Origin of the sequence: Clostridium sp. MSTE9, assembly GCF_000277625.1 — a bacterium.
Taxonomy (GTDB): domain Bacteria; phylum Bacillota; class Clostridia; order Oscillospirales; family Acutalibacteraceae; genus Faecalispora; species Faecalispora jeddahensis.
Map to the genome: position 1 here is coordinate 425,430 of NZ_AKFU01000035.1, position 12,949 is coordinate 438,378.

11 protein-coding genes and 5 tRNA genes are annotated in these 12,949 nt (G+C 52.4%); all 16 read right to left on the reverse strand.

What is annotated here, in order from left to right; genetic code table 11:
• Window positions 1-49: 49 nt before the first annotated feature.
• The 16 genes from HMPREF1141_RS10855 to thrC all read right to left on the reverse strand — a co-directional run bounded on the left by HMPREF1141_RS10855 (window position 50) and on the right by thrC (window position 12,890).
• Window positions 50-124 (reverse strand) — tRNA-Cys (locus tag HMPREF1141_RS10855).
• Between the two features lie 65 nt (window positions 125-189).
• A tRNA-Gly gene (locus tag HMPREF1141_RS10860) sits at window positions 190-265 on the reverse strand.
• 6 nt (window positions 266-271) lie between these two features.
• Window positions 272-347, reverse strand: a tRNA-Phe gene (locus HMPREF1141_RS10865).
• A 6-nt stretch (window positions 348-353) separates the two neighbouring features.
• Window positions 354-430: transfer RNA gene (locus tag HMPREF1141_RS10870), tRNA-Asp, on the reverse strand.
• A gap of 3 nt (window positions 431-433) precedes the next feature.
• Window positions 434-510: transfer RNA gene (locus tag HMPREF1141_RS10875), tRNA-Val, on the reverse strand.
• A 119-nt stretch (window positions 511-629) separates the two neighbouring features.
• On the reverse strand, window positions 630-1,529 hold the full coding sequence (hslO, locus tag HMPREF1141_RS10880) for an Hsp33 family molecular chaperone HslO (protein WP_009064338.1): 900 nt from the start codon (window positions 1,527-1,529) through the stop codon (window positions 630-632).
• Between the two features lie 4 nt (window positions 1,530-1,533).
• The gene (locus tag HMPREF1141_RS10885; RefSeq protein ID WP_009063588.1) at window positions 1,534-2,304 is read right to left on the reverse strand and encodes a class I SAM-dependent methyltransferase; all 771 of its coding nucleotides are present in this window, start codon (window positions 2,302-2,304) and stop codon (window positions 1,534-1,536) included.
• Complete coding sequence (locus tag HMPREF1141_RS10890) at window positions 2,301-2,606, reverse strand: YerC/YecD family TrpR-related protein (protein ID WP_009063659.1); 306 nt, start codon at window positions 2,604-2,606, stop codon at window positions 2,301-2,303. The genes HMPREF1141_RS10885 and HMPREF1141_RS10890 overlap by 4 nt, the downstream gene beginning before the upstream one ends.
• Before the next feature lie 160 nt (window positions 2,607-2,766).
• Window positions 2,767-4,065: a diaminopimelate decarboxylase gene (lysA, locus tag HMPREF1141_RS10895; protein WP_009063925.1), complete on the reverse strand. Its 1,299-nt coding sequence runs from the start codon at window positions 4,063-4,065 to the stop codon at window positions 2,767-2,769.
• 26 nt (window positions 4,066-4,091) lie between these two features.
• Window positions 4,092-4,682 carry a ribosome biogenesis GTP-binding protein YihA/YsxC gene (gene yihA, locus HMPREF1141_RS10900; protein WP_009064079.1) on the reverse strand — a complete coding sequence of 197 codons (591 nt, stop codon included), beginning with the start codon at window positions 4,680-4,682 and terminating at the stop codon, window positions 4,092-4,094.
• A 10-nt stretch (window positions 4,683-4,692) separates the two neighbouring features.
• Complete coding sequence (gene lon / locus HMPREF1141_RS10905) at window positions 4,693-7,149, reverse strand: endopeptidase La (RefSeq protein WP_009063803.1); 2,457 nt, start codon at window positions 7,147-7,149, stop codon at window positions 4,693-4,695.
• A 90-nt stretch (window positions 7,150-7,239) separates the two neighbouring features.
• Complete coding sequence (gene clpX / locus HMPREF1141_RS10910; protein WP_009063560.1) at window positions 7,240-8,553, reverse strand: ATP-dependent Clp protease ATP-binding subunit ClpX; 1,314 nt, start codon at window positions 8,551-8,553, stop codon at window positions 7,240-7,242.
• Window positions 8,554-8,580: 27 nt separating this feature from the next.
• Window positions 8,581-9,162, reverse strand: a complete 582-nt coding sequence (gene clpP, locus HMPREF1141_RS10915) for an ATP-dependent Clp endopeptidase proteolytic subunit ClpP (protein WP_009064157.1) — start codon at window positions 9,160-9,162, stop codon at window positions 8,581-8,583.
• 114 nt (window positions 9,163-9,276) lie between these two features.
• Complete coding sequence (tig, locus tag HMPREF1141_RS10920; protein WP_009064092.1) at window positions 9,277-10,569, reverse strand: trigger factor; 1,293 nt, start codon at window positions 10,567-10,569, stop codon at window positions 9,277-9,279.
• A gap of 94 nt (window positions 10,570-10,663) precedes the next feature.
• Window positions 10,664-11,353, reverse strand: a complete 690-nt coding sequence (locus HMPREF1141_RS10925; protein ID WP_009064309.1) for a metallophosphoesterase — start codon at window positions 11,351-11,353, stop codon at window positions 10,664-10,666.
• Between the two features lie 22 nt (window positions 11,354-11,375).
• Window positions 11,376-12,890 (reverse strand): threonine synthase, encoded by a 1,515-nt coding sequence (thrC, locus tag HMPREF1141_RS10930; RefSeq protein ID WP_009064295.1) that lies wholly within the window; start codon window positions 12,888-12,890, stop codon window positions 11,376-11,378.
• Window positions 12,891-12,949 lie beyond the last annotated feature (59 nt).

Below are 12,949 nucleotides of genomic sequence, written 5' to 3' on the forward strand. Positions count from 1 at the left end.
AATAGAATAAAACGAAAAAACCGCAGGCTGCTAAACAGCTTGCGGTTCCTGGAGGCGTCACCCAGATTTGAACTGGGGAATCAGGGTTTTGCAGACCCTTGCCTTACCACTTGGCTATGACGCCATATTGATGATTACGGTGACAAAGATAACGCTTAATATTGCTTTAAGCGTTATCCAGTCAAGCCATGGAGCGGATGACGAGGCTCGAACTCGCTACCTCCACCTTGGCAAGGTGGCGCTCTACCAGATGAGCTACATCCGCGTTTGTTGGTGCCTCCGGACGGAATCGAACCATCGACACGGGGATTTTCAGTCCCCTGCTCTACCAACTGAGCTACAGAGGCAAATTTTGGCGACTCGGAACGGGTTCGAACCGTCGACCTCTAGCGTGACAGGCTAGCGTTCTAACCAACTGAACTACCGAGCCGTATGGTGGGAGTAATAGGACTCGAACCTATGACCCCCTGCTTGTAAGGCAGGTGCTCTAACCAGCTGAGCTATACTCCCATTTCGGCTGCCGCCGTACATCTGTGCATCAGCGACGTGTTATATAATACTATATATTGTGTCAGTTGTCAACAGGTATTTTCAAATTTTTTCAAAATTTGGTTGGATATTTTTCCACGCTATTTTTGCCCATGCTCTCTCTCGACAGAGTCCGCTAATTGGTTCAGCTGCTCTTGGGTAAACTCGTACGTTTTGGCGCAATACTGGCATTTGGCTTCCATCTTGCCGCTCTCATCCGCGAGGGTGCGGATATCCCCCGGGTGCAGCGTAGAAAGCGCACGGGTCACACGGTCTGCACTGCAGGTACAGACATACTTGACCGGCGACTCGTCCAATATTTCCATCTCAAAGCCATCCAGAGCCTGGCGGCACATTTCTTCCATACTCATGCCCTTGGCCAGCATGGTGGTAACCGGCTCGAGCAAAGCGGCATTGCGCTCCAGCTTTGCGATGGCAGCACCGTCTGCGCCGGGCAGCACCTGAACCAGCATACCGCCGGAAAGCAAAGACTGCCCGCTCTCCTTATCCACCAGAACGCCCAACGCACAGATGGTGGGAACCTGCTCACTCACAGCAAAATACTGGCTGATATCCTCACCGATCTCGCCGCTGACCAGCTCAACCTGACCAACATAGGGCTCGCCCTCACCCAAATCGCGCATAACGCTCAAAAGACCGTCGGCGCCAACTGCCGCGCCGACATCGAGCTTCCCGTTCGGCTTATTCGGAAGAGATACCTCAGGATGCTCGACATATCCGCGGCAATTCCCGGTGCTATCGGCGATTGCCACCACAGCGCCCGCAGGGCCGTTTCCCTTTATTTTCAGCGTGATCACGGCATCCTTCTTTTTGAGCATATTTCCCATCAAAGAAGCCGCCGACAGCAGCCGCCCCAAAGCAGCCGTTGTAACAGCACTGGTGTGGTGAATCTGCTGAGCCGTGTACACAATATCGGTTGTTTCCACCGCAGACGCCATGATACTGCCGTCGGTGGTGATGCAGCGAATAATTCTGTCCATAGATTTAAAGTTCCTTTTCTGATTCTGATATGGGTTCTTTTCTTGCGACTACAACAACGCGCTCACTGTCCGGCCTGGGCGGCTCCATACTGCAGTCGTCGTAGCAGGCTGTGAGCGTTAAGCCCGCAGTATGTAACAGCTCACCGATTTTTTCTATGGAATAGGCCCTTTCATAGAAATGCTCGGAGCTTCTGCGGTACAGAGCGCCCTCTTTCCCAAAAAAGTCCAGATGGATCCCGACTCTGTCCGTTTTTTCTTCATAATGATTCTGCCATACACAGTATACGTGGTCCGTATCATATAGAAAAATATGATTGGCCAGCACCTCTCGGTGCTTATATAGTGTGTTCATGTCGAACAAAAAATACCCGCCCGGATTCAGAAAAAGGGAGACCCTGCGGAAAGCTGCCAGAACATCCCGTTCCGAAGTCAAATGATTGATGCTGTCCAGCGCACAGATCACGGTATCCACCGTGCCGTACAGATCCAGCTTCTGCATCGGCTGACAAAGAAACAGAATCTCCTGCTCCGCTTCGGCAGCCTTCTGCTGGGCAACGGACAGCATCTCATAAGAAGCGTCTGCACCGTAAACATCCAGCCCTCGTTTTTTCAGCTGCAAAGTCAGGCTGCCGGTGCCGCAGGCCAAATCCAGCACCAGGTCGGCCGGATGACGCAGGCTGTTCAAAAGCCCGCAGAAATACTCTGCCCGCTCTGCGTAATCGACATTTTGCGTAAGCTCATCATAATACTGTGCGAAGGTGGAATAAGAGCTCATTGTTCCGTGTCTCCATTTTCCTCCAGACGCTTGAACACAATCTCATATCCATCGCAGCCGTAGTTCAAAGAGCGGTTCACGCGGCTGATTGTTGCGGTGGACGCACCGGTTTTCGCAACAATATCGCTGTAAACACATTTACTGCGCAGCATATGCGCCACTGTCAGGCGCTGAGACATTGCCTTGATTTCGGGAACGGTGCAGAGATCCTCGAAAAAGTCATAGCATTCTTCGACGGTCTTGAGAGATAACACGGCTTGAAAGAGCAGATCTACGCTTTTGTCTTTGATTTTAGAATTCATAATACTCCATCCTTCTTTTTCATACTAAAACCGGTATGCGTACTCTAAAAGCCATCAAACGCCCTTAGAGGTCATACCGGCGCGGCTTGTTCAAGCGTTAAAGCGTGAAAGCGATAACGGCATGACAACAGGCCCCGAACCGGCATGGCCGGGCGAAGATTTACAGATCGTTACGAATCAAATCCTCATAAGACTCGCGCCGAATCACAACGCGCGGATTGCCGTCCTTTACCATCACGACAGCCGGGCGAGGATTGCGGTTATAATTGGATGCCATGGAATAGTTGTAAGCCCCGGTAGACAGTACCGCCAGCACATCGCCTACCTGCGGCTCCTGAATCATCGCGTCCTCCTGAATCAGATCGCCGCTTTCGCAGCACTTGCCCGCGATGGTTACCTTGGTTTCAGCCGGCTGATTGGCTTTGTTCGCAATCAGCGCGGTGTATTTTGCCTGGTACAAAATATAGCGGGGATTGTCCGTCATACCGCCGTCTACAGATACATAAGTACGGATATCGGGGATATGCTTGATCCCGCCAATATGGTACAGGGTGATTCCGGCTTCGCCCACCATGGAACGGCCCGGCTCGATGAAGATAAAGGGAACCTTCAGATCAAGCTCCTCGCACTTGCGGAATACGGCGGTAGAAACCAGCTCCATATACTGATCATACGGCAGCGGCGCGTCGTCCTTTGCGTAATGGATTCCAAATCCGCCGCCAAGGTTCAGCTCTTCTATTTCTATGCCGGTTTTCGCTTTGATATCCGCGATGAACTGCAGCATGACTTCCGCTGCCAATACGAAGGGAGAACTTTCAAAAATTTGAGAACCGATGTGGCAGTGAACGCCCTTGAGGTCGATGTTCTGATATTTCAGCGCGGCCTCGACCGCTTCCATCGCTTCGCCGGTCTCAAGCGCAAAACCAAATTTGGAATCGATCTGGCCGGTTTGGATAAAGCTGTGCGTATGGGCGTCGATGCCCGGCTTTACGCGCAGGGAAACATGGGCAACCTTGCCCGCCTCTTTCGCAAGGCGGTCAATCGTTTGCAGCTCGGTCAGGTTATCCGCGATAAAGTGTCCGATTTCATACTCCAGTGCCAGTCGAATTTCCTGCTCGGTCTTATTGTTGCCGTGAAAATGGATGCGCTCTGCCGGGAAGCCCGCCTGAATCGCGGTGTAAAGCTCGCCGCCGGAGGCGACATCCAGGCCAAGACCCTCTTCCTCAATAATACGGCAGATTGCCTTGCAGTTAAAGGCCTTGCTGGCATAGACGGTCATGCCTCTGCCCTGATAATGCTTTTCAAAGGAGCTCTGGTATCTGCGGCAGTTGCTGCGAATCTGGTTTTCATCCATGACATACAGCGGCGTGCCGAATTGCTCCGCCAGCTGCACGGTATCGCAGCCGCCGATGCTCAGATGCCCCTGCTCATTGATTTGTAAGTGGTCGGAAACATACATTGGTCGAATTCCCCCTTTGGTATTCCTTACTCTTGTACGGCGCAAGCCGCCGTAATCCATTCCTTCAGCGTATCGAGCCCTTCCCCGTTGGTCGAAGAAAAAGGCAGACGCCGAACCTGCTCCCGGTTTTGAAACAGGTCGTCGTATAGCTGAATTTGAGCGGTGCGCTCTCCCTTGTTGAGCTTATCGCTCTTTGTCATGACTACCACAAAGGGAAATCCGCCCGCACTCAAAAAGTCGATCATATGCAGGTCGTCTGCCGTAGGCTTATGGCGCATATCCACAATCTGCACCACCAGCCCGATGCGGCGGCCGGCGGAAAAATAGCCCTCCACCAGATTGGCCCACCGCAGCTTTTCGGACTGCGAAACCTTCGCGTAGCCGTAACCCGGCAAATCCACAAGCCGGCAGTCTGCCAGCCCGTAAAAATTGATGGTACCGGTCTTGCCGGGCGTGGCGCTGACGCGCGCCAGCGCTTTCCGGTTGACCAGCTTATTGATTAAAGAGGATTTTCCGACGTTCGACCGGCCGGAGAAAACGATCTCCGGCAGATCATCGGGCGGAAGCTGTTCCACCCGACCGGCGGCAAACTCAAAAGCGGCATTATCAAATCTCAATTCAACACCTCTAGCATTGAGGCTGCTCCCGTATCACAGGCGGCTGGGGCTGTGCAACGGGGTCTGCATTGTTAGCAGCAGGCTCAGCAGCCGGAACCGCGGCCTTGGCCTGCGGCAGCGGGCGGGGCCTTTTGGTCAGCGCCAAGCCAAGCACCTCATCGATTTTCTTGACCGGAACAAAATGGATATTCTCCTTGACCACGTCGTCAAATTCCGATACGTCGGAGAAATTATCCTCCGGAATGATGACCGTACGGATTCCGTTGCGGTAAGCGGCCATGGATTTCTCCTTCAGGCCGCCGATCGGCAGCACCCGGCCGCGCAGCGTAATCTCACCGGTCATTGCCACGTCGTGGCGGATGGGAATCTGGGAAAGCGCCGAGGTAATGGCAGTCGCCATCGCGATACCGGCCGATGGGCCGTCCTTCGGGATAGCGCCCTCCGGCACATGGATGTGAATATCCGTTTTATTGTAGAACTGCCCGTCAATTCCCAGCTGCGCCGCCTTGGAGCGAATGCAGCTGATCGCTGTTTGGGCAGATTCCTTCATCACGTTGCCGAGCGAACCTGTCAGCTGCAGCTTTCCGTTTCCTTCCATCACAGCGACCTCGATCGGCATCGTCTGGCCGCCTACGCTGGTCCATGCCAAACCGTTCACAAGACCGACCTCGTCGAGCTTGTTCCGGCTTTCCGGCTTAAAGCGGCGGGGGCCGAGCAGTCCCTCCAGGTCGGAAGGCTTCACTGTGATTTTCAGACTCTCTCCCGTTTCCGCTACAATCTGCTTTGCGCATTTTCTGCAGATCGCCGCAATGTTGCGCTCCAGATTTCGCACACCCGCCTCACGGGTGTAGCTGTCAATCAGGTCACGCACAGCTGCGGGGGTGATCCGAAGAGTCTGCGCGCTGATCCCATGCTTTTTCAGCTGCTTGGGAATCAGGTGTCTTGTTGCAATCTGGAATTTTTCCTCATGCGTATAGCTCGAAAGAAAAATCACGTCCATGCGGTCAAAAAGAGGCTCCGGAATCGTGCTGGCGTCGTTGGCCGTTGTCAAAAACAGCACCTTGCTCAAATCGAACGGCATATCAATATAGTGATCGTAAAACGCGGAATTCTGCTCCGAATCCAGCACCTCAAGCAGTGCGGCCGCGGGGTCGCCGCGGAAGCTGCTGCTCAGCTTGTCGATTTCATCCAGCAGAATCAGGGGGTTATTGACCCCGGCCTGCTTGACCGCGTTCATGATCCGCCCCGGCATGGAACCGATATACGTGCGCCGGTGCCCCATGATATCGGACTCGTCGTGGATGCCGCCCAAGGATACCCGCACATATTTGCGGCCGATCGCCTTGGCAATGGATTTGGCAATGGAGGTTTTGCCGACGCCGGGCGGGCCCACAAGGCAAACGATCTGCCCGTTGATGTCCGGTGCAAGCTTTCGGACGGCCAGCGTTTCCAGAATTCGTTCCTTTACCTTTTTCAGGCCGTAATGATCTCTATCCAGAACACGCTGTGCCTTCGCAAGATCGATCGTTTCCTTGGAGGAAGTGCTCCAGGGCAGCTCCACGCAAATATCGAGATAATTGCGGATCACGCTCGCCTCGTGCGAGCCAAACGGCATTTTGCCGAAGCGGTCGCATTCCTTCAGCAGCTTTTCGCGCTGCTTTTCCGGCATATCGAGCTGTAAAATCCTCTCGCGCAGCTCTTCGGCTTCCTCCTGGGGGTTGTCGTCCTCCCCCAGCTCGTAGTTGATCGCCTTGATCTGCTCCCGCAGAAAATAATCCCGCTGGTTCTGGTTCATCTGCTCCCGGGCTTTTTCGGTGATCTCATTCTCGATTTCCAGTACCTGAACCTCGTGCTCGAGAATATCCACCAGCTTTTCCAGCCGGCGAACCGGGTGCAGCTCTTCCAGAATGACCTGCTTCTGCTCAAAATCCAGCATCAGATTCGAAGCAATATAATCAGCCAGAGGACCACAGCTTTTATTTTTCACAACACCGATCACGATGTCGGGCGAAATACGCTTGTAATTCTGCAGGTATCTTTCAAACAGACTCTGCGTATAGCGAACCAAAGCTTCCGTTTTATGGGTAACACGGGCAGGCGGTGTTTGCATCACCGCAGCCTTTACCGTCAAAAACGGAGTTTCGCTGACAACCTCTTCTATCCGCGCGCGGCAGATCCCCTCGGCCAGAAGGCGGACTCCGTCCTCCGTATGATGAAGAATCTGCTTGATCTTCGCGATGACGCCAATCTGGAACACCTGTTCGGAATCCGGATCATTGTCTTCGAAATCTCTTTGAGCTACCAGGAAAATCGTCTGATTTTGCTCCATTGCTTCGTGCAGGGCCAAAATCGATTTTTTTCTTCCCGCATCAAATTGCAGAATCATACCGGGAAACAAAACCAGCCCGCGCAATGCCAAAACCGGCAAGGTTTGTAGTTCTGTTTGTCGCTCGATTTTTTTGCTCATATTTCACTCCTGTAGTTTTCAGTGAAGAAAAAAGCTGCTGCTAACAAGGATAAGATTCCTGTTCCTTGTCAACAACAGCTATGCTGTGAATTAAGACGCGGTATCCTTGCGCCCGCGTTTTTGGGGATTTGAAATTTTAATTTTGACCGGCTTGCGGTTTTCATTATAAACCAGCTCCGGCGCAGTACCCTTTTTCACGGCTTCCGGCGTAATCATCACCTTTTCCACCGTATATTCCGAAGGAACGTCGTACATCAGCGGGGTGAGGATTTCTTCCAGAATAGAACGAAGTCCGCGCGCACCTGTCTGGCGTTCAATGGTCTTTTTGGCAATCTCACGCAGCGCATCCGGCTGGAAATCAAGATCAACCTTATCGAGCTGGAACAGGTGCTTATACTGTTTCACAAGCGAGTTTTTCGGCTCGGTCAGAATGCGCACCAGCGCTTCCTCGTCCAATCCGTTCAGTGCGGTGATGACCGGCAGACGGCCCACCAGCTCGGGGATCAGGCCGTATTTGACCAGATCGTGAGGGATTACCTCGGACATCCACGCAGTCGTATCCAGTTCTTTTTTGCTCTTGATCTGTGCGCCGAAGCCCATCGAGGAAGAGGCTGTCCTTCTCTCAATAATTTTCTCCAGTCCGTCAAAAGCGCCGCCGCAGATAAACAAGATGTTCGAGGTATCAATTTGCAGGAATTCCTGCTGCGGATGCTTTCGGCCGCCCTGCGGCGGCACATTGCAGACGGAGCCTTCCAGAATCTTCAGCAGAGCCTGCTGAACACCCTCGCCGCTGACGTCGCGGGTAATGGAAGGGTTTTCGGATTTTCTGGCAATCTTATCGATTTCATCGATATAGATAATACCGTTCTCTGCGCGTTCAATATCAAAATCGGCAGCCTGAATCAGGCGGAGCAGGATGTTTTCCACATCCTCGCCCACATAGCCGGCCTCTGTCAGCGTTGTGGCATCGGCAATTGCAAACGGAACATCGAGAAGTTTTGCAAGCGTTTGCGCCAGCAGGGTCTTTCCCACACCGGTGGGGCCCAGCAAAAGCACATTGCTTTTGCTGATTTCCACATCCTCGCCGCCGTAATAAACGCGTTTATAGTGGTTGTAAACCGCGACGGAAAGAGCAACTTTTGCCTTATCCTGCCCGATTACATATTCATCCAGCTTCTTTTTGATCTCCTGCGGTTTGAGCAGGATCGTGCCGGTATCGCCCGTATAGGTCTTTTTTCGGTTGGATAAGTGCGACTCATCCTCCAGGATGGAATTGCAAAGCTGCACGCACTCGTCGCAAATATAAACACCCGGACCGGCGATCAGGCGGCGAGCCTGGCTTTGCGGCTTACCGCAAAAGGAGCAGCACAATTCTCTCTCCTTGGTATCGTCGTTATTCGGCATTCTATTATCACCTGCTTCACATAGAAGTTATCTCTTGGCAATCACTTTATCAACCAGACCGTATGCAGCGGCCTGTTCTGCGGTCATAAAGTTATCACGCTCGGTGTCCTTCATGATCACTTCAATAGGCTGCCCGGTTTTCTCCGCCAAAATCTCATTGAGCTTCTTTTTCGTGGCGATAATGTGATCTGCGTGGATCATAATATCCGTCGCCTGGCCCTGCGCACCGCCGCTGGGCTGATGGATCATGATTTCGCTGTTGGGCAGTGCAAAGCGTTTGCCTTTTGCACCGGCAGCCAGCAGGAACGCGCCCATAGAAGCGGCCATACCGATGCAGATCGTGGAAACATCGCACTTAATATACTGCATGGTATCGTAGATTGCCAGGCCGGCCGTTACAGAGCCGCCCGGGCTGTTGATATAAAGGCTGATATCCTTCGACGGATCCTGGCCTTCCAAATACAGAAGCTGCGCAACCACGAGACTTGCCGTCACGTTGTTGACCTCTTCATTCAACATCACAATTCTATCATTTAACAAGCGGGAAAAAATGTCGTACGAGCGTTCACCGCGATTTGTTTGTTCAATAACATAAGGGACTAAACTCATCTTAACCACCTTTCTTCCATGCGGGTTTTCTTTGTATTTCCGCCGCCGATTCGCACGGTAATCGGCGGCGGAATATCCATTTGTATCGTCAAAGCTCCAGAAGGCGCTTTGTCATTAATCTTTCTTCTCCGTGATCTTTGCGCTGTCACGGACGATGCCGACCGCTTTTTCCACCGCCAGATCCTGAGCCAGATCCTTTTCGGGGATAAAGCTCTTTACCTTGTCGACTTCCATGCTGTAGGTCTTGGCGAGCTTTTCGAATTCAGCTTCAATTTCTTCCGCTGTGGTCTTAATTTCTTCCAGCTCGGCAATCTTTTCAAGAGCCAGGCGAACCTTGACCTGCTTCTCAGCCTGGGGCTTGAAGTGGTCGCGGATCGTGTTCTGATCCATGCCGGTATACTTCAGGTAGGTATTGAAGTCCAGACCCTGAGACTGCAGGCGATATGCGAAGTCGCGCAGATCGTCGTTGATCTTGTTCTGGTACAGAGCCTCCGGAATTTCACCCTGCAGCTTTTCTACCAGCTGGTCGATCAGCTGAGCCTCAACCTCATCCTGGGCAGCCTTCTCACGGGATTCCAGCAGATTTTTGCGAATATCCTCTTTATAAGCTTCCAGCGTATCGAATTCGCTGACGTCTTTTGCAAAATCATCGTCAACGGTCGGCAGCTCTTTCTGCTTGATTTCATGCAGCTTGATCTTAAATACGGCCTCTTTGTTCTGGAGAGTGGAAGCCTGATAATCCTCCGGGAAGGTTACGGTGATATCGAACTCTTCGCCGGTGGAGTGGCCGACAACCTGCTCCTCAAAGCCCGGGATAAACTGGCCGGAGCCAAGATCCAGCGTGTGGTTTTCCGCCTTGCCGCCTTCAAAGGCAACGCCGTCCACGAAACCTTCAAAATCGATGACAGCCGCGTCGCCGAGCTGAGCCGGACGATCTTCCACGGTGATCATTCTGGAATTGCGCTCCTGAACCTTTTGGATTTCCTTGTCAATGTCCTCATCGGTTACTTCAACCGGAGTCTTGGACGCTTCAAGGCCCTTATAGTCGCTGATGCTGACCTCGGGCCAGGTGGTAACAATTGCCTTAAACACCAGTCCGTCTTTGCCGATACTGACGACGTCAAAATCAATTTTGTCATCAACCAGTCTGAGCTGAGCTGCTTTTACAGCCTCATCCAAAGCAGCAGGGTAAACAGTGTTTACAGCGTCCTCGTAGAAAAACTGCTCTCCGTAATATTTTTCGATGAAAGCGCGCGGAGCCTTGCCTTTGCGGAAGCCCGGGATCGTAATTTTTTTGCCTTGTTTATGAAAAGCCTGGTTAACCGCTTTTTCAAAAGTATCCGCGTCAACCTCAACCTCAAGTTGATAACGGTTAGTTTCTACCTGATTGGACGATTTTAAACTCATTTTGTTTTCCTCCTGCTAATTGCAAATTATCTTATTTATTATAGCATACCGGGGGCAAATATTCCATATTTTCACGGAAATGTTCATAATTTATTTAACAGACAAAAAGCGGTGCAAACCCAAGATAATCACAGGAAATAAGGTGTAGCTCAATTCCCTGATACTCCCCTGTCACGGCCCTGCGGGACGCCTGTGTGCCGTGAATATGCCCAAAATAACATTTCCGGATTCCCCGGCTGATCAGAACCTCTAAAATCTCTTTGCAGACCATCCCGTCATATACGGGGGGATAATGTAAAAACACAATGGGCCTGAGCCCTTGCGCCACTGCATGATCGATGGAGGCGTTCAGACGGCCCGCCTCGCGGTTGACGATCTTGATGTCCTCATCGCTGGCCGCGTTATACAGCCAGCCGCGCGTACCGCATACCCCAAACTGCCCGACGGGATAAGAATCATTGTGCACGATTTGCAGCGAATCAAAGCCCTTTGCGGCAAGATACGTATCGATTTTGCTTCTGGTGCTCCACCAGTAGTCATGATTGCCCTTCAGGAGCAGCTTTTTCCCCGGCAGAGAATGCAAAAATGCAAAATCCTTTTCGGTTTCTTCCAGCTTCATCGCCCAGGAGATATCCCCGGCGATCACCACCGTATCCTCCGGCCGCACGATACTGCGCCAGTTTTTCTCCAGCCTTTCCACATAATTGTGCCAGCCCTCAAACACATCCATGGGCTTATTGGCGCCAAGGGAAAGGTGCAGATCGGCAATCGCATACAACGCCATGTGCTACCTCATTTCTATCTGTTCAGGCTTTGGGGGCTTCTAGCCCAGCCATCTGCAGTACCACCTGGGGCATTTGCGCAATCTCGCAGCAATTCTGGAAGCGAACGGTCTTTTCCTGAAGCTGCGCGATCGGCGCGGGCGCTGTGGTGCCGGTCAGAGAAGAAAGCTGCCCGATCTTTGCGAAGTCGTCGGCTTCCTGCTTCTCATCGGGTGCGACGGCCTCGAGCACACTGTCCGCAAACTTATACGGGCTTGCGGTCGAAACGATCACCGTAGAAGTCTTCTCATCGCCGGTCGCTTTCACATACTGCTCATAGACAGCCTCAGCCACCGCCGTATGGGGGTCGCAAAGATAGTTCTTGCTCTGGAACATTTCATGGATTGTTTGCTTCGTCTGAGCATCATCGCAGAAGCTCGAGAAGAACAAATCCTTCAAAGTTGCGGCCAGTTCAGCCCCAACCTCGTATTTACCTGTGGTGCCGAGCTCCTTCATCCAGCCGGACACCTGTTCGGAATTGCCGCCGGTCAGATCAAACAGCAGGCGCTCCAGATTGCTGGATACCAGAATATCCATCGAGGGGGAAATCGTCGTATAGAATTTGCGGTTGCGGTCATAGACGCCGGTACTCAAAAATTCCGTCAGCACATTATTGGAGTTTGACGCACAAATCAGCTTTCCAATCGGCAGACCCATTTTTTTCGCATAATAGGCAGCCAGAATATTGCCGAAGTTGCCGGTGGGCACCACAACATTCAGGGGCTGTCCCAGCTCAAGCATCCCCTGCTCGGCCGCGTCGCAGTAAGCGGAGAAATAATAAACGATCTGCGGCAGCAGGCGGCCCCAATTGATGGAGTTCGCGCTGGAGAACAGCATGCCGTTTTCATCGAGCTCTTTGCGGATTTCCGGATTTGTAAAAATGCGCTTCACGCCGGTCTGGGCATCATCAAAGTTGCCCTCAATGGCGCAAACGGCAACATTTTCGCCCTCCTGCGTGTTCATCTGGCGCTGCTGCATGGCGCTGACGCCTTTATCCGGATAAAATACCAGGATCTTGGTGCCGGGAACATCGCGGAAGCCTTCCAGCGCCGCCTTACCCGTATCACCGGAGGTGGCAACCAGAATCACAGCCGTTTTATCGCAGTTTGTCTTTTTCAAAGATCTGGTCAGCAAATGCGGCAAAAGCTGCAAAGCCATATCTTTAAAGGCGCAGGTCGGCCCGTGCCACAGCTCCAGAAAAGCCTCGTTGCTTTCCGGAATGCGGTGAAGCGGCGCCGCGCCGCCGGGAAATTTTTGTTCGGAATAGGCACTCTCTACGCATTCACGGATTTCCTCCGCGGAAAACTCCGGCAGAAAATCGGCCAAAATGCGAGCGGCCCGCTCGGTGTAGCTGCTTTTGCTGAGCACCTTTAAATCGTCTGCGGTATAAGCCGGAAGGCTTTCCGGAACAAACAGTCCCCCGTCCGCCGAAATCCCCTGTACGATCGCCTGAGCGGCGGAAAGTGACTCTGCTTTGTTTCTGGTGCATTTATACTGCAAGGTGAATTCCCCCTTTTCGTACGTTCCTTGCCTTATTTTATAATAAATTGTTCAGCGTG